We start from the raw sequence: 17958 nt of genomic DNA on the forward strand, positions 1-17958 counted from the left end.
TTTGCGTACAAAGTCACCCCGCAACCGCATAGAAGTTCATTCTTCTCGATCCTCAGACAAAAAATCACGAAATCCGACACTATTACTGAAGCTCAATGGGTAGTACCTTTTGTATATATTTCAAGCATCCATCGTTCATTAGAAAGAGGTGTATTCTTCTGCATTTTAATATTGTAAAATCTTAACACAGAGCGTTAGATCATAAGAAAATAAAAGGAGAATATCAAATGATACGAAGACTTACGGAGGATGATCGGGAACTTCTAATGGCATTGCTACAGAAAGAGCCTGCTCTTAATTTGTTCATCATTGGAGATGTAGAGAATTTCGGGTTTGAACAGGATTTTATGGCATTGTGGGGAGAGATAGATCCATCTGATGGTCGGATAAAAGCAGTTCTATTACGTTTCTATAGAAGCTATCTTCCTTACGCGGATGGGCCGTTTGATGTGGAAGGATTCGCTACTATCATGCGACAAGATAACGATATTCATATGATTTCTGGTGTAACCGAAGTGGTAAAAGCCTTTGACGGAGTAATTAACTTTAAACAAGAAAAGCAATTGTACTTTGCTGAGCTTAAGGAAATGAATACCAAAATTAAACAGTACTCTTCTTCCGTTGAGAACATTAATAAAGCAACCATCCAGGATGTGGAAGCGATTTGTTCGCTTACGGATACAATAGAAGAGTTTGAAAGCAGTCGGGATGGATCGAGAACTAGCCTACGTAAAACATTGGCGACTGGCACTGGCCGTACGTATTATATGAAACGTGAAGATCAGGTGATTACAACGGCCTCAACATCAGCGGAAAATTCCATGTCAGCTATGATCGTAGGGGTTGCCACTCATCAAGCATTCAGAGAGCAAGGATTAGCTACAAGCGTAGTTGCACAGCTATGCACAGACTTACTCTCTGAAGGGAAATCTTTATGCCTCTTTTATGACAACCCTCATGCTGGGCTCATTTACAAACGACTTGGATTTCAAGATATCGGCTCTTGGAGCATCATGTACATGTAGACAAGCATAAACGCCTTCGGCGTCCTTACTAGGACGGTAAGCGTTTATGCGAAAAATATTAGATATAAGGGATATGTGAAAAACTAAGACTTTCTAATATTTTGAAATATAAGCTCAAGCTTTAACTTTGCTGCACCACAGCTCACGGATATCGCGAGATTCATCCCACGTTCGTTTAGAGGCGATATACTGAAATAAAGGCTCTATGTATTGGGCGGCCTTCTCGTAGCCGCCTAGAGAGCGTAGCTGCGCCAGCAGAGGGGGTACTGCGTCGCGCAGCGGGGATTTATCGCCGTCATAGTAGGCGATATGCAGGTCTTCCAGGTCGAGCGGGCGCAGCGTCAGGTCTTCATAATGGCTCACGATAAGATGAGCCAGATAGACCGCGCCTTTAGCGATGACCGGGGATACCAGGAAGCTCGGCAAAGTCCGGTACTCAAAGCCGCCATGCGGCTGAATCCGGAAATCGCCGAGCACGCCGTAACGAGGACGACGCGCTCCCGCGCGGACGTCCTCAAGCAAAAGCATCGGCAACGCGAGATAGTTGTCGAGCGCGCGCAAGAGCGGCGCCGTCAGCGTCACGCCGCTGAAGTGCAAATGGCCGCCGAGGGCCCAGCCCGTCAGCGGCATGCCTCCCGCCCGCCAGCGCAGCGTGCGGTCGGCGATGAGCCGGTCCGCCGTAGCCGCGGCGGACATCAGCTGCGCCAGCAGCGCGCGTGGTTCCCCGCGCGGCTGGGGGCGCAGCTCGGCGACCGGGAACGCGCCTCGCGTTCCCGGAGGTCCGGCGTCGCAGCCTGCGACGCCGTCCGTGGGCAGGTACCGCGACGCAGGCACGACGCGGCCCGTGGACTCCCGGAGGATAATAAACTCCGGGTCCATACCCATGAGCAGGCCGCGGCGGCCTGGCTGCTCCAGAGCAAGGCTCCGTTCCAGCGATAATGCTGCGGAACGATAAGGCTCTGGCAATGATTTGCCGGAACTCTGTAGTAATGGAGTGACTCCCTCCACGACATACCTCCGGTTTCCCATTGCCCTCAGCATGACCTCACCGCTATCCAGCCCCAAGCTGTACAAAGTCCGAACAGCAATACGCTGAAGTAATTTCATTACTCCACGCCATACTCCTGGTGCAGCCCCCATTGATTCGCTGCTATCGACTCTATCCATTCGCACAGCCCCGGCTAGCAAATCGGAGGCTGCACGCATACCTGGGCCTGCTCCTAGTGGAGTGATCTGCAGAACGCTCAAATTATACACGAGTATGTTATAGCACTGTTTATGGGCCTTATCGGAAGGTAGAGTATCATATGTATCTTCTAAGCGATTGCTTTCACCAGAGATCTGGTTTCTCCGCAGAGATGCTTCTGAGCCCTTCATTCGCAACAGTTCCTGCTTACTAGACGAAGTAAGCGTCGCTTCAATCCCGCTCCGAAATAATCTGGACTCTCTTTGTGCTGATGACAATCCCGAATACACCTTAAACCCCTCATTCATTCTCCTGCCCCTCCATCCATCGCAGCCCAAGATTGAAAGCCCTGCAGTAGCACTTCTTGCCCATTCATACAAACCAGGTTGTTCTTAATCCACTCAGGTTCCATTTTTAATTCTAAAAATAAATAAAAAAAAGGAGGGCATTCGCCCTCTACGCCGCCGCCCTCCCTACATATAATGGACCATAACCCATCAGTACTCAGTTAACGGCGGCGTATCCTTCCTTACAGTTCATCATCCAGATTGTCAGGGTCTAGATCATCGTAATCGAAGCTATCACCTTCAAAATCATAATCCTTGTCTTCTGGATCATCGCTTTGCTCAGTGACATACACACGGACTTTGGTCTCAGCCACCAACTCCACTTCGAATTCGCGCTCTACGCGAAGTGTCACACTGCCTCCGCCTGGCGATACGCCCGCTTCTACACAGTTGGGTTCCTGCGTTGCCTCCGCAGAGACCTCAACGGTAGAAGTGCGGTGTCTCGTGTCCAGGTAGGAAAGCGGAATGAGCTCCACATAGGAGACCGTTTCTTTAGCTACCTCGGTCTGCTTGTTCTTGTCGTACGAGTACCAGATGTTTACATCGTAAGTACCAATTACTTCGATTCCGTTCCCGGCGGCAACCGCTTCGTACTGGTGGTTGATAATCCAAGCCCCCAGAATACTAGTCGGGTGATGTGGCGGAGTCACGGTATGGGTTGCTGTAGAGAACTTACGACCTTTGCCGCAAATTGCCTTCGTAATGATCTCCCTTGTTTGACGTTTATGGCTTAATGACATCTTTAAACCTCCTCCATACAATCATTCACTATCAAGTGTATGCAGGTTCTAGGCATTTGTTGATTGTTAGTCTATAAATAAATTTGAGTAAGCCCTCCAGAGGGTCTTATCAGAAGACTTATAGTTCATTTTATTTCAAAATTTGTACAGATATGAGTAGATTATAAAAATGGTCCAGCCTGATACATATCCATTCTGAACGTTAAAAAAACCTTATAAAGCCCGCTATTGCGGGATTACGCGCATAATACCAATAGATCTATGTTTGCTCAGGTCAATAAAATCGTCATCAATATTCACGAGGGGACGCAGTGGATCAGTAGCAAGAATCATAATGATTTTTCCTGTCCGTCCATCTGTCAATTCCACTTCATTCCCTATCATTGACTGCATTAACTTATTAATAAAGACTCTACAAATATAAGGGTCAAGCTTGCCAAATACGTTTTCCTCCATCTGCAGCAACACTTCATAAAGAGGTGAAGCTTTACGATAAAACCGGTCGGATGTCATCGCATGGAACACGTCTGCTACTGCAACAATTTTACTGAAATCAGTGATGCGATTCCCAAGTACGCCGAATGGATAACCACTGCCGTCCATTCTTTCATGATGCTGCAGGGCGACGAGCGCTTGCAAATGATTGGTTCCAATAGTGTCCCGGATCATCTCGTAACCATAGGTCGTATGCTTTTTCATAAGCTGATACTCCTCTGCGGTCAACGGGCCTGGCCGGGTTAATAATTCATCCGGAATCCTCATTTTTCCGATATCATGAAGGGTCGCTGCGATCGTCAGCATACTCAAATCCTCAGGCTTTAATTTTAGCCATTTCCCTAGCAATGTAGATAAAATACCAACCGATACATTATGTCTGTATGTATAATCATCCTTGGACTGCAATGCAGCCAATACGCCGTAGAAGTCATTCTTTTCACTTACCTGCTGAATAAACGGAATGACTTCATTTCTAACTTCAAGCATAGGAATTCGTTTGTTTTTGTTATGACGAAGCTGTTCAAAAATATTCTCTATCGCAGCTGTGCAATCATCGATTGCAAGTTGGAAAAATTCCGCGCTATCCAGCTGTACGACGTCATGAGACTCTAGGGTGATCTTATGTTGATTGATTAATCGTATATGCTCAGCACTTAATAAAGTCAATGCGGGTAAAACAAATACTCCTTTGTCATTAAAAAGGTTAGCTATAAGCTGTTTTCCTATAAATGATTCCATAACTTTGTCCATACGCCTCACCTGCCAATGCGGAAAATTCGACTACCGAACTTCCTGCTATTATTTGAACTCACCATAAAATCGTTAATCATATCCTGTGATCAACTTTTAGCTCATACATATCTTATCGTGATTTTGACAGAGATAGTTAATACTTCAGTTTATTAAAGCCTTAATTTAAGCCTTATTTCGAATCTTCAAACGTTTCTCCGGCTTGTAACTGACCGGGATTTTATGCCGCTTAGCGATCTTTAAATAAAGTGCCAGTTCCCTGCATAACTGAAGAATAGCTGAGCGCACTTCAAATTCCTCACGTGTCTCTGGCAGATCCATTTCTTCAAATTCTCTTGTTAGCTCGTCCAGTAAATGTTCAGTTCGTCCAGTATATTCTTCCGCAAGCACATCCCCGCTAAGCTGGTCAAATAACTCAGCAACCATCTCCCCATGCGGTAAATGGCGATACACTTGAGAAAGCAGCTGCATCATACTTTGAATCGATTCCAGTTGCTCCTTCCGCATGTAGAAATAAACATTCCATGCTTCATCAGGATGAATAACATGATTCTCCATCTCACGGGTAGCTGCCGTTAATCCCCGCTGCACTGTATTATCTGCGTCAATTAATTCTTTGCCGTCCCAAATATAAGCAGGATCTCGAAGCGTTCGGGCCATCTGGGTAAAAATAACCGAAAAATAGCGATCCACTTCCTTACGGATTCCATAAATGACCCCACCAGTCTGAGGCATGTAAATCAAGTTTACCAGCCCTGCTGAACCGAGCCCAATAGCCAGAAGCTCTATTTGCTGCAACAGGACATGGAGCGATAGTTCAGCTTGTCCAAACACGCGAAACACGATAACCGAGCTGGTGACAATTCCTTCTTTGTAGCCAGACTTTACAATCATCGGAAAGCCCACGAGTACATACAGCCCGAGCACCCAGTAATGGAACCCTAGAAGCCAGAATAGGATGCAGCCAAAAAAGAGTCCCACGAGCGAGGCTAAAAAACGAGCCGTTATCGTTCGGAAACTCCTTTTCAAAGTAACCTCTACACCCAAAATTGCCAGCAAGCCTGCACTCTGCGCATTAGGTATACCCACTGCAGACGCAACTAGTACGGATAATAACGTAGCTGCTGCTGTTTTTATCACACGAAATCCCATAGCCTTATCTCTCCTTACAAGCACTAACCCAATAAATAGGTAAAGATATAGACATGTTACAAGATTTTGTGTACGGACACAATATTACATAAGGTTCATCGCCGGGATAACAGCCGCTTCTCAAGATATACCACTAATTGATACATTGCTGTAGCCACGGCCGCGATAATCAAAAGACTGGACATCACTAACGTGAAATTAAAGACCTGGAAACCATAAATAATCAGATAACCCAGACCCGATTTAGCGACCAGGAACTCCCCTACGATAACTCCTACCCATGACATCCCCACATTCACCTTTAAGGTGGAGACCACCGTCGGGAACGAGGCTGGAAGAATTACTTTAAAGAACACCTGAACTCTGGAAGCTCCGAAGGAACGAACCACCTTGACCAGATTCGGATCCACACTGCAAAAACTATTGTACACAACAAGCGTCGTTATAATAACCGTTATAGATAAAGTAGTAACAACGATAGCAGTGAATCCGGCTCCGAACATGACGATAAAAATCGGCCCCAGCGCCACCTTCGGCATACTGTTAAATACGACCATATACGGATCAAGCACTGCTGATAAAAAAGGAGACCACCAAATGATCACAGCAAGAAGTGTCCCTAATAGCGTTCCTAGTACAAAGCCTACCGCAGTCTCACCTACCGTCATCCCCAGATGCGGCCACAAGCTTCCACTGACCATATCTCCCCAGATCTGCCGGAAGATTTTTGTGGGATAGCTGAATAATAACTCATCAATCCAGCCCATTCTTGCGCCAGCTTCCCAGAGAACAAAAAACAGCAGTAACAGGCTGCTCCTTACAACAATCACCTGATTGCGCCAGCGGTGCTTCGTTTTTTTATAATCGCCATGCAATTGTTGTAGCCACTGTTCACGGGAAGCTAATAACCCCGATTGCTCCGTATGCTTCATTAGCTTTCCCTCCCTGCAATCTCCATCTCTTTCCATATTTCATGAAAAAGCTCCGAAAAGCCTGGCTGATCACGTGCAAATAGCGGAGGTGCTGACCGGATTTGCTCTGGCACTGAAAATACTTTTCGGATCTTCCCTGGATTTCGTTGTAGAAGAATAACACTGCTGCTTACCGCAATGGCCTCAGATAGATCATGAGTAACTAATATCGCAGTTGTCCCCCTGCTGCGTAAGGTCTCAGAGACCAAATCTTCCAGCTGTAATTTGATCTGGTAATCAAGTGCCGAGAACGGCTCGTCTAGTAGAAGGAGTCCAGGATTCGTTGCCAAGGTTCGTACCAGAGCCACTCTCTGCCGCATCCCACCTGATAACTGAGTAGGAAGGGCGTGCTCTTTGCCTTCTAAGCCCATCTCTTGAAGTAGCTCCAACGTCCGCTTTTTGCTCTCCTCGTTCAAGTTTCCAGTCAGCTCTAGTCCTAGAATGGCATTGTCCAGAATACTCCGCCAAGGAAAAAGATAATCCTGCTGCAGCATATACCCAACCTCTGGTGAGGGTCCCATAATGGGCTCTCCATTTACGAACACTTCGCCTTGAGATGGCTGCAGCAGTCCTGCAATAATCGATAGGAGAGTCGTCTTACCGCAACCACTTGGTCCGACTAAGCTAACGAACTCCCCTTGCTCGACATTAAGGTTCAGGTCCTCAACGGCCAGTGAAGCTTCACGGTCGCCAAGATAGGCATGCGTTACTCCCTTTAATTGCACTACTGGAAGCATTGTCAGCCCCTCCTTCAATTTTACACATCTAATTTAGGATCTTTGGTTCTCTCTTATTTTGAAGTGCTGCTCTTTATGCTTTTCTCAGCTTTCTCAGCAAAACTGTTATTCACTATTTTGTCAGAGGGAACGCGTTCTTTAAGCTCACCAGCATTATCAATGACATCGAGCAAATTGTTCCATTCTTCTTGATCTATAATTGGATTAACCGCATAGGTATCCTGTTCCTTATAACGTTTGACTGCAGAAACGACGATATCTTTATCTGTCTTATCAAAATAAGTCATTATCGCATCCGCAATTTCTTCAGGGCTATGTTCCTTCACCCAAAGCTGAGCACGCTGGATCGCATTTGTGAACTTCTGTACCGTATCTCCATTTTTACTAATATAGCTGTTCTTAGACATAAACACGGTGTACGGTAAATAGCCGCTTTCCACACCAAACGAAGCCACTACTGCCCCTCGGTTCTCACGTTCAAAGATTGAAGCCTGTGGTTCAAACAGCTGCACATAATCGCCTGTACCTGAAGCAAAAGCACCAGCAATATTAGCAAAGTCAATATTTTGGATCAAGGTAATGTCTTTGGTAGGATCTATTCCTTTTTTAGATAAAGTAAACGCACCTGCCATTTGTGGCATTCCGCCTTTTCTTTGCCCCAGGAAGGTAGAACCCTTCACTTTATCCCAGTTAAACGCTCCGTCAGCTTTACGGGCAAACAGGAACGTTCCATCCCTCTGAGTAAGCTGTGCAAAATTAATAACCGGATCATCTGAACCCTGTTGATACACATAAATGGAGGTTTCAGAACCTACCAATGCAACATCGATGGCACCTGAGAGGAGTGCAGTCATGGTTTTATCTCCACCGGGGATCGTCTGTAGCTCTACGTCAAGTCCTTCGTCTTTAAAGAAATTTTGTGATAAGGCAACATATTCGGGTGCATAAAAGACAGAACGGGTGACTTCACCAATCTTCACCTTTACCAACTCTGACTTTCCGCCGCAACCGGCAAGCACTGAAAAGCATAAAGTAATGATCATGAGCGACAATGACAGCTTTTTCCTAATCTTCATTCTTCATTCTCCTTTCTTACCGGGTCCTTCGCCCTTGCTTAAAGCATATGCAGATGCCTATGAAAAGGTTAAAACCTCCAATAACCTAGGGAAATCCAAGAATAACCATGATACTAGCGACTTTTATTGGAGGAATGGATAAATATCGTTTAATTTGCTGTTTTTGTATCTGTGCAAACGTTTTACCAATGGGGATGCATTCGAGTACTATAGGAAATAAAGCGCTTTCCATTTCTTGAAATCAGAAAATTTGCAATAGAAGGAGTTATTACATATGTATAAAGGTGTTACATTCAAAACCAAAAAAATCACAATATGCTCTCTGGTGGGCATCAGTCTAACGACATTACTGCTGTCCGGTTGTTCTGGTAATCAAAGCAACAAAACATCCATTGCCACGCCCTCCCCTAAAGCAGACTCCATTCAGAGCACCGCTACACCTCAAGCATTGATAAATAAGACGGATGAACAACCTTCCGCTGTTTATTATGAATTATTTGTTCGTTCCTTCTATGATTCAGACGGCGATGGCATTGGAGATCTAAAAGGGATCACCCAAAAGCTGGATTACTTAAATGATGGGAATCCTGAAACCACGACTGATTTGGGGATTGGCGGGATTTGGCTCATGCCCATCAACCCATCACCAAGCTATCATGGATATGATGTAACCGATTATCGTGCGATTAATCCTGATTATGGGACGATTGAGGATATGCAGGAGCTAATTAAAGAAGCGCATAAACGAGGAATAAAAATAATTATGGATTTGGTTGTGAATCATACCTCCAAAGAACACCCATGGTTCGTAGACTCGGCTAAAAACAGTGACAGCAAATATCGCGATTGGTACGTCTGGGCTGAAGATCAAGGTCGTCCCGCAAATGGAGCCAGCGCTGCTGGCGGTGGCAGTGCGTGGCATTCTATCCTTGGCAGTCATTATCTGGGCGGATTTTGGGAAGGCATGCCTGATCTGAATTTCGATAATGCAGAAGTTCGTACTGAAATGAAGGACATCGGAAAGTTTTGGCTTGAGCAAGGTGTGGATGGCTTCCGACTAGATGCTGCGAAGCATATCTACGAAGATCTTTTGAGTGATAAAAGTGAGGCTACTACCGCTAAAAATGTGTCCTGGTGGCAGGAGTTCCGCAAGGCTATGAATGAAGTAAATCCAGAGGCATATATAGTTGGCGAGGTCTGGGAGAATTCTGCTGTCACTGTCGGAGCTTATTTAGATCAAGCTTTTAACTCAAGCTTTAACTTTGGCTTAGCAGAAACACTGGTGAACTCTGTAAAAACTGAAAAAGACAGTGGGACGGCCTTTACGCTGGAACGAACCTATAAATTGTATTCCAAAATATCCGATAACCAATTTACCGATGCTACTTTCTTGACGAATCATGATCAAAACAGAGTCATGAGTCAATTAGACAATAACCCGAATCATGCAAAAATGGCAGCAGCCCTACTGTTAACTTTGCCTGGGAATCCTTTTATCTATTATGGTGAAGAAATTGGAATGCGCGGTGTGAAGCCAGATGAAGGACTTCGAGAGCCTATGAGATGGGGTGCAGCCGATCAAGGAGAGGGGCAGACTACTTGGGAGGCCGGACGTAATAATGCGGGTGCGATTAACGTTGATGTTGAGAGCCAGCTGAATGACAGTGATTCAATGCTAGAAAGATATCGCAAGCTTATTGCGCTAAGAAATGAGATTCCTGCGCTCCGGGATGGCGGAATCCGTGACTTTGCTTCAGGCAATCCCGGGGTTATGGCTTACGAACGACTAACAACACAGGATCAGGTGCTCGTCGTTCATAACCTTACTGGCGAAGAACAAACCATTGTACTACAACCCAATGTCGAGGGTTTCTCTTACTCCAAGATCCTAAAGACGATTGCTGTCAAATCGATCTTGAATTCAGATCAACTTACCCTCCCTCCTTATTCAACTGCTATTGTGGAGTGAGAAATGCGGAAGAATGTAACACCCACTTTGTTACTGACCCACATAATTGAGCTTTTGTAATCGGGAGGGCTATAAGCCAGTCTTTGGATGGATCACTGCTCATTCGTAACAACCAGCCACTGGAATGATCGCCTAAGAAGCGTGCTTTCTGGAAGCTCCATCCACTGTCACTGGACGTACAGAGTCGTAATTCTCCTTCCGCCATGAAGCACTTCATTACCCGTGCTAGTTGGATGGAATGTACATCATCCCCTGTCTCTGCTGCTAAACAATCTGAGAGCATTTGCAGCGTGGATGAGCATGAGCTTTTTTTCAGCTCCTCAAATTTTCTTTTTGACATTAGTAATGCCGGAATCCCGTGATTAAAGAGCTCCTTCATGTTCTCACATTCGAACAACTGAAGACAAAAGCTCTCCGTTTCACTTTCATCCTTTAATTCATAGGGCAGGGTTTCCGGGTTACTATTGCAGATTACTAGTATCCGGTCTTTATGTATTTGCAGACACAGATCCTTCATTTCCTCCTTCTCTTTATATTTCAATCTACAGATCCGTTCTGCGTTTAAACCTGTATGTAACTGATCCAGAACCGCTTGCCCCATTACTTCATCTGGAAATAAAAAATGCGTTAAATCGGCCAATCCATTGTCATTCACATCATTGTATCCTTCCTGTATTTCATATATATGTATATTAATCTAACAATCTTTATGTTATCATAAGCTAATTTTAAGGTAAAATTAAGAAACAAAGGGTATTATCATTAACATGAAATACTTTTAGCGAGGTGTCTTCAAAATGAGAATGCTCATCACATTTCAGAACAAACTTGTACCTGTGTATTTCACAACAGAAAATAAACAGCCCACTCAAAAAGTACTTAGATTACTTAACAGTACGTTGGAGCTCAAAATTCAAAAGGGCAAGAATGCTATCCAGAAATGCCTGAATTCATTAATTAGTATCGAAATTAAAGGCTCTGAGGCTATATTGCACAGTTATAGTGAGAATGATTCATTGGCGCTATCCCTCTATTAATAGAGGGGTAGTTTTTTTGTAAAGTTTCTTTTATCCTTTGGCAGACAAAACAGCAAGTCTCTGAAAGAGACTTGCTGTTTTTAAGTTTTGCAGCTTTAGTAATGAATGATTACACCAGTATGGGACAATATCAGCTAATCTTATAGTTCTTATTCTCTGCTTTTTCAGCTTTCTGTATTCGAAGTTTAAAGAGACTCACTAAATTTTGGCGTGTATGCTCTTCGTGACAGCTATCCAATTTCTTAATGATAAACCGATCAATGGACATGTCCATCGCTCCTTTTAATTCATTCAGATCCTTATGAATATAGGGAATATTTTCCTGTTTGCTTGTAAGTTTATTAACCGGGATTTCTATTATTCAAACTCTTGTTCCTTTATAAAATACTCTTTTCCCCCCAAAAAAATCACAAAAAAATAATTTACAAACAAAAAAATACATGCTATATTATTTATAGTTAATATTAAATACACACATCCAAGGGAGCAATCATAATGTCTAATGTTTTATTTATCAAAGCAAACAACCGTCCAGCAGAACAATCCGTAAGTGTTAAGCTTTACAATGAATTTTTGGAGAACTACAAACTTAACAATCCAGAAGATGAAATCACTGAACTTGATTTGTTCGCAGAGCAACTTCCATACTACGACAATACCCTGATCACTGGTATGTACAAAGCTGCTCAAGGTTACGAACTAACAGCTGAAGAAGCAGCAGGTGCTGCTGTAGTTAATAAATATCTGGAACAGTTTATCGCTGCTGATAAAGTAGTATTCGGTTTCCCACTGTGGAACATGACTGTACCAGCTGTATTGCATACTTATGTCGATTACCTTTGCCAAGCTGGCAAAACATTCTCTTACACTGCTGAAGGTCCAGTTGGTCTTTTGACAGGTAAAAAAGCAATCGTACTGAACGCTAGAGGTGGCATTTATTCCGAAGGTCCTGCAGCAAGTGCTGAAATGGCTGTAAACTTCATCGTTGGTAACCTTAACCTTTGGGGTATCAAAGATATTACTCAAGTAATCATCGAAGGTCACAACCAACTTCCTGCACAATCCGCTGAAATCATTGAGAACGGATTACAATTGGCTAAGGAAACTGCAGCTTCGTTCTAATACAAGCTATAAGAGAATTTAATAAAAAAGGGTGACCCTGAGCTCAGGGTCACCCTTTTTTGACTTTCTAGCCTATTGGAACACTACTCTTGGCTCCGTCGCTGTCTATAAAGTTCTTCTAATACTCATCAAGTTCTTTACGCCAACCGTACCCTCTAGTCCTTGTCGAATGAACTTTAGAAGAAGCTGTGGTTTTTCTCTTGAGCTTCACCTCTTTGGTGCTTTGGTACTGCAGTTCCCGCTGTGTCTTTCGGTAGTTCAGCAGTCTCTTCTCTTCGAGCTCACCGTTATGAACCGCTTCAAGTACCGCACAGCCCTCCTCACGTTCATGTTTACAGTTACTAAACCGACATGCAGCAGCTAAGCTGCTAATATCACTGAACGCCAGATCTAATCCACCCTCATCTTCCCACAGCTGCAGCTCACGCATCCCTGGTGTGTCTACTATGATTCCTCTGTCCGGCATAATAAACAGTTCACGGTGGGTAGTAGTATGGCGTCCTCGGCTATCGCCTTCTCTTACATCCTGTGTAAGCTGAAGATTCTTACCACATAACCAGTTGACCATCGTAGATTTGCCGCAGCCTGATGAGCCCGTTAGAGCTACTGTCTGTCCACTCCCAATGTAAGGCAGCAACTTCTCACGGCCATTATCTTGCAGTGCACTAACCGCATGAACAGGCACACCTGGAGCGGCGCTTTCCATTTCGGCAATTTTACTCTCTGCATCTAGGCAAAGATCTGCTTTGGTCAGTAGAATGACTGGATTGGCCCCGCTGTTCCAAGCCATGATTAAGTATCTCTCCATCCGCCGAACATTAAAGTCATCATTCAAAGCACTGACCAGAAATAAAGTGTCTACATTCGAGGCAACAATCTGCTCCTCTTGTGTGTTACCAGCTACCTTGCGTGAGATGACACTATGCCGAGGCAATATCCCATGTAAAATCGCATGCTCGCCGCCATCCTGCATTGAAAGAGCCACCCAGTCGCCGATCGCTGGAAAATCACCTGAAGCGACAAACGTATGTCTCAACTTGCCTGATAGCTCCCCCCATGTCTCTCCCAAATCAGTCATCACCCTATACTTACTGCCAAAATCGCCTACAATTCTTCCGGGAACAAGCCGTTTATCCTCCGTCTCCTCCCACTTTTCATCCCATTTTGAACTCCAATTTTCATTCCAACCATATTGCTGTATGTTAGTCATTTGAATCCTCCTAAAGATCTGTTTAAGTTTTTATTTTTATTTACCATGTACTGCTAGCATTTTCCGAGAACACAAAAAGCCGTCGGAATTTAAGACTCCGGCGGCGGTCACACTTCATGAACTCTTCTAGGACGAAAAGGACAAAAAGTGCACACATAATCAGAAAAATGTCTCATCCAAAAGACAAGGATAAATTCATTTTCCCGTGCGATATATAGAGAAATAGACAATTAACTACAATTCCTATCGATTCTATATACGCAAAAAAGCCGCCGGACCCAATACGGTTCCCGCGGCTCTAATAAGCGTAATAGAGCTTACCTGCTAAACTGCACGAATAACTTATTCGGCAGCCGCTGTTCCCGGAAGACACGTATCCACAACAGTTGAGTTCATTACATTTAAAACTGTCATAAAACATCGTCTCCTTCCGAAATAAGATGTTGTTATCATAAACGGCGCTGCCGTATAATGTCAACTATAAATTTTGATAAAATTACAAAATGGACTTAAGCTCATTCAACTCGTAGATTATCTTCCAAGGTTGTATGTCCAATTGCTCGTCCCAGGCATGTTTTCTTTGCAGCCAAATGCCTTGTAGCCCTGCTTTCCCTGCACCCCAGATATCATTCACCGGGTGATCTCCAATAAACAATGTCTGATCCGCAGTAACTCCCAATCTGTCTAATGCAAGTTGATAAATCTTAGGATCAGGCTTAGCGATTTCTACTTCTCCAGAAATGACAATAGCCTTGAAGTACTCTCGCAGGGCAAGGGTATCAATTTTGGTGTTCTGGATATCTACTTTGCCGTTGGTAACCAGACCAAGTATATAACCGCGCTCTTTGCAGTACTTTAGAACGTCCACAGCATCCTTCATCGTAGCACCATGATTGATATAGCTTGCATCATAATACGCACGAATATGTTCGGCCGTAACTGGTGTTTCCCAAGGCAGCACCTCGCTTAGCTCTACGAAGAATCCGTCCTTATCACGGTAACCATCAGCATCTCTGTGAATCATATCTTCTACTACCTTCTGCGCTTCTTCAGCTTCCAAATGTCCTAGAAAATCCTGAACAAACTGAGTACTAAAACTGCGAAATGTATGGTCACGATCCATTAAAGTATTATCCAAATCAAATAATATAGCTTGTACTTCTTTCATCAAGCGATTCCCCTTATATGCTGTTGATTATAAAATTTAACTTACAGAAATCTATTGTACTATGCCTTTGAAGACAATGAAAAGACCATTCTGTAAAAAGGAACTGCTGTCTCCCCTTCTACTGAACAGTCTTTATAGGCTTTATATTTGATTTATTCATTTACTCAAAATGCTCCGCTCGATGTGTCAGCATCATTTCCTCTTCTGTGATATACAGTGGGAAAGGAGGGGTTTCTTTGAGATAACTTTCTGTGGCTAGCAAACGATAATGGACCTCAGGTAACCATGCATCTTCAACAAGTGGCAACTGACCTGTATCACTGATGTAATTGTCTACAGCGGACTGAACCATATCAAGGTAATACGGAACTAGCTTATCTTGTTCCTCGAAAACTTCATACGTCTCACGTGACATATAGAAATTCTGGTCTGGAACTCCACCTAAATATCGTTGTAGTCGGCTCAAATCTATTCTTTTGTCTTCAAGGATTAAGGCTGTTCTATTAATTAGCGCAGGCATATCTTCTTCAAACTGTCTGATCGCCTGCTTGACTTGATTTAAGGTAACGGTGACGTGATCGGATTGTGATTGTTTTTTTGCGCGTTTGAAAAACATAAGACAAGTCTCCTTTCGAAAAACTATCTTTGTTAACGCTTACAATTCTATTATATTCGAATTCCTCCTTCTTAATCAACATATTTCCAATCGACACAAATTGTTAACAGCTTTATGATCATTATTTGACATCTTCCCACCGTGTCCAAATTTCTTGGGGATTAAGTTCATATTTATCATTCTCACGATACATAAACTGATGCATAATAAATTCACGCCGAATGGTAGCAAAATCTTCATGGAACTGCTTAATAAACTCGTTAATTTCCTTCTCACTATAAACTACCCCTGGCTCTAGCTTCTCAACCATGTACTGAAGTGCGATCAGTTTCTTTTTATATTGTGCCGGGATTTGCCGAAGCCGCCCATCCTTCGAAAAAAAGTTACGCAGCACAGACTCCTTTAGACTATTTTCAGGTGATTTCTCTTCCATATTTCTCGCTCCTTTCGAAAAAATAAACTGAAGTGAAGCCTCAGCGCCACTACTAATGAAATCTGGATTCAACTTAAAATAAACTGTATTTTTGTCACGTCGTTCCTTTATTAGAGCTACTTCACGCAATTTCGCTGCATGATGAGTTACCGTTGGTTGTGATAAATTCAATTTCTCAGCCAGCGCTTGTCCGTGCATTTCTCCTTGTGACAGAAGCAACAATAAACGAAGACGTGTTGGGTCAGCCAAAGCTTTATGATAGTTCACTATTTTTTCTAACTGCATTGGAATCACACTCCTTCACCTTCATAAGCTAGATACACATTAGATATATATCTAATTATATAACAATCAACATTATGATTGCAATGGTTATTGTGTTTAATCTTATGCTTATGGCAAAATGAATGAATTTAGGGTAGGATTTAAAGAAAAGATAGTAACAATCAGGAGGTAACCCACTGTATGAAAGATGTAATTATTATCGGTGCAGGTCCTTGCGGCCTCTCGGCAGCTATCGAATGCCAGCGCCAAGGACTGTCCAGTCTCATTATTGAAAAAAGCTTTATCGTTCACTCCATTTATTTGTATCCAACAAATATGCAATTCTTCAGTACCGCTGAGTTATTAGAAATCGGAGACGTTCCTTTCACCTCGACCAATGATAAACCATACCGCCATGAAGCTCTTGTCTATTACCGCCGGGCTGCGAAGCAGTATGGTCTAGATATCGCCGCTTACGAAGAAGCGTTATCCATTGAGCCTCTGGAAGATGGAACCTATGCTGTACATACGTCCAATATGCGTGGTGAGCATCACACACGAATCACTGCAAATGTCGTTATCGCTACAGGTTATTTTGATCAACCGAATATGATCGGTATTCCAGGGGAAGAACTCCCTAAAGTTACCCACTATTTCGGTGAAGCCCATCCATATACAGGGATGAAAGTTACTGTCATTGGTGGCAGTAATTCAGCGGTAGATGCAGCACTGGAGCTTATGCGCGTTGGAGCTACAGTCGATATGGTCTATCGTGGTGAGAGCATTTCCTCGAATATTAAGCCTTGGGTTCGGCCAATCTTTGAAGGGATGGTACAAAAGGGTAAAATCACTCTACATCTGGAATCACGTGTTACTGAAATTACGGCTAGTTCGGTTATAGTTACGAGTCATAATGGAGACAAAAAATCCATAGATAATGATTTCGTCCTTGCTTTAACTGGCTTCCGGCCTAGCCGGGTGCTTCTCACTTCTGCCGGTGTAGTTATGGATGACGATATGGATAAGCCAGCATTTAATCCTTCAACTATGGAAAGTAATGTTCCAGGTCTTTATGTTGCAGGAGTAATCGCTTCAGGCCGCAATGCGAATGAAGTATTTATTGAGACAGGACGTGGGCATGGTAAACTTATCGCAGATCACATTCTTGCGAAGCGCAGTTCTCACAATAAGGAGTTGAACGTTTAAGATGGACATGACCTCTTTGCTTTTGCTTGGTCTTGCTGCGCTCGGTATTATAAGCAGTAATTCCCCTGTAACAATAGCAATGGTCGTCCTACTACTGCTAAGAGTTCTTGGCCTGCAGCAGACCTTCCCTTGGCTTGAGAAATATGGTTTAACTATCGGGATTATCATTCTTACGATCGGGGTCATGACGCCTTTGGCCAGCGGAAAAATATCGCTGCAGATGGTCGGTCAGTCCTTCCTCCACTGGAAGTCTCTTCTTGCGATTGCGATCGGCATTCTCGTCGCTTATCTTGGTGGGCGCGGAGCCATCCTTATGACCAACCAGCCCACAGTTGTTGCGGGTCTCCTGATCGGAACAGTGATTGGCGTTGCATTGTTCAAGGGTGTCCCTGTAGGACCGCTTATCGCAGCCGGTATTTTGTCGCTCTTGATTGGCAAAATGTAAAAGGTG

The 17958-nt window shown here is 43.7% G+C and carries 18 protein-coding genes; 6 read left to right on the forward strand and 12 right to left on the reverse strand.

The genetic code is table 11. From position 1 onward, the window contains the following. Positions 1-227 precede the first annotated feature (227 nt). Positions 228-1025, forward strand: a complete 798-nt coding sequence (locus tag NSS87_RS17550) for a GNAT family N-acetyltransferase (protein WP_339241669.1) — start codon at positions 228-230, stop codon at positions 1023-1025. 114 nt (positions 1026-1139) lie between these two features. Here the strand turns inward: NSS87_RS17550 and NSS87_RS17555 are convergent, their stop codons facing one another. The 7 genes from NSS87_RS17555 to NSS87_RS17585 all read right to left on the reverse strand — a co-directional run bounded on the left by NSS87_RS17555 (position 1140) and on the right by NSS87_RS17585 (position 8482). Continuing rightward, positions 1140-2033, reverse strand: a complete 894-nt coding sequence (locus tag NSS87_RS17555; protein WP_339241672.1) for a hypothetical protein — start codon at positions 2031-2033, stop codon at positions 1140-1142. Between the two features lie 707 nt (positions 2034-2740). Then, complete coding sequence (locus tag NSS87_RS17560; RefSeq protein WP_036687755.1) at positions 2741-3298, reverse strand: outer spore coat protein CotE; 558 nt, start codon at positions 3296-3298, stop codon at positions 2741-2743. 225 nt (positions 3299-3523) lie between these two features. Then, a complete protein-coding gene (locus NSS87_RS17565; protein WP_339241675.1) occupies positions 3524-4546 on the reverse strand; it encodes an HD-GYP domain-containing protein in 1023 nt (340 codons plus the stop codon). Positions 4547-4711: 165 nt separating this feature from the next. Then, positions 4712-5698: an aromatic acid exporter family protein gene (locus NSS87_RS17570; protein WP_042188904.1), complete on the reverse strand. Its 987-nt coding sequence runs from the start codon at positions 5696-5698 to the stop codon at positions 4712-4714. A 95-nt stretch (positions 5699-5793) separates the two neighbouring features. Further along, a complete protein-coding gene (locus NSS87_RS17575) occupies positions 5794-6630 on the reverse strand; it encodes an ABC transporter permease (protein ID WP_042188906.1) in 837 nt (278 codons plus the stop codon). Next, a complete protein-coding gene (locus NSS87_RS17580; RefSeq protein ID WP_042188909.1) occupies positions 6630-7406 on the reverse strand; it encodes an ABC transporter ATP-binding protein in 777 nt (258 codons plus the stop codon). Before NSS87_RS17580 ends, NSS87_RS17575 begins: the two co-directional genes overlap by 1 nt. 53 nt (positions 7407-7459) lie before the next feature. Further along, positions 7460-8482, reverse strand: a complete 1023-nt coding sequence (locus NSS87_RS17585) for an ABC transporter substrate-binding protein (RefSeq protein ID WP_042188911.1) — start codon at positions 8480-8482, stop codon at positions 7460-7462. A gap of 274 nt (positions 8483-8756) precedes the next feature. On the opposite strand from NSS87_RS17585, the gene NSS87_RS17590 reads away from it, so the two are divergent. Continuing rightward, a complete protein-coding gene (locus NSS87_RS17590; RefSeq protein WP_042188913.1) occupies positions 8757-10451 on the forward strand; it encodes an alpha-amylase family glycosyl hydrolase in 1695 nt (564 codons plus the stop codon). Here NSS87_RS17590 and NSS87_RS17595 read toward each other — a convergent pair. Then, complete coding sequence (locus tag NSS87_RS17595) at positions 10438-11106, reverse strand: hypothetical protein (protein WP_042188915.1); 669 nt, start codon at positions 11104-11106, stop codon at positions 10438-10440. The two genes, NSS87_RS17590 and NSS87_RS17595, sit on opposite strands and share 14 nt — an antisense overlap. Positions 11107-11248: 142 nt before the next feature. Here NSS87_RS17595 and NSS87_RS17600 point away from each other — a divergent pair, with 142 nt between their 5' ends. Together NSS87_RS17600 and NSS87_RS17605 are read left to right on the forward strand one after the other, a co-directional pair. Then, positions 11249-11488 carry a hypothetical protein gene (locus NSS87_RS17600; protein WP_042128392.1) on the forward strand — a complete coding sequence of 80 codons (240 nt, stop codon included), beginning with the start codon at positions 11249-11251 and terminating at the stop codon, positions 11486-11488. A gap of 495 nt (positions 11489-11983) precedes the next feature. Continuing rightward, the gene (locus NSS87_RS17605) at positions 11984-12610 is read left to right on the forward strand and encodes an FMN-dependent NADH-azoreductase (protein ID WP_042188917.1); all 627 of its coding nucleotides are present in this window, start codon (positions 11984-11986) and stop codon (positions 12608-12610) included. A 118-nt stretch (positions 12611-12728) separates the two neighbouring features. Here NSS87_RS17605 and rsgA read toward each other — a convergent pair whose 3' ends face one another. From rsgA to NSS87_RS17625, 4 genes are all read right to left on the reverse strand, one after another. After that, the gene (gene rsgA, locus NSS87_RS17610; protein ID WP_042188919.1) at positions 12729-13820 is read right to left on the reverse strand and encodes a ribosome small subunit-dependent GTPase A; all 1092 of its coding nucleotides are present in this window, start codon (positions 13818-13820) and stop codon (positions 12729-12731) included. 496 nt (positions 13821-14316) lie between these two features. Beyond that, positions 14317-14988 (reverse strand): HAD family hydrolase, encoded by a 672-nt coding sequence (locus NSS87_RS17615; protein WP_042188921.1) that lies wholly within the window; start codon positions 14986-14988, stop codon positions 14317-14319. Between the two features lie 160 nt (positions 14989-15148). Beyond that, a complete protein-coding gene (locus NSS87_RS17620) occupies positions 15149-15604 on the reverse strand; it encodes a DUF3939 domain-containing protein (protein ID WP_042188923.1) in 456 nt (151 codons plus the stop codon). Between the two features lie 121 nt (positions 15605-15725). Then, positions 15726-16322, reverse strand: a complete 597-nt coding sequence (locus NSS87_RS17625; RefSeq protein ID WP_042188925.1) for a metalloregulator ArsR/SmtB family transcription factor — start codon at positions 16320-16322, stop codon at positions 15726-15728. A gap of 180 nt (positions 16323-16502) precedes the next feature. On the opposite strand from NSS87_RS17625, the gene NSS87_RS17630 reads away from it, so the two are divergent. Both NSS87_RS17630 and NSS87_RS17635 read left to right on the forward strand, forming a co-directional pair. After that, positions 16503-17507, forward strand: coding sequence for a YpdA family putative bacillithiol disulfide reductase (locus tag NSS87_RS17630; protein WP_042188927.1), 1005 nt, complete (start codon positions 16503-16505; stop codon positions 17505-17507). Between the two features lies 1 nt (position 17508). Continuing rightward, a complete protein-coding gene (locus NSS87_RS17635; RefSeq protein ID WP_042188929.1) occupies positions 17509-17952 on the forward strand; it encodes a DUF441 domain-containing protein in 444 nt (147 codons plus the stop codon). The last annotated feature ends 6 nt before the right edge of the window (positions 17953-17958 follow it).

Source organism: Paenibacillus sp. FSL F4-0243, from assembly GCF_037963295.1.
GTDB lineage: Bacteria > Bacillota > Bacilli > Paenibacillales > Paenibacillaceae > Paenibacillus_AQ.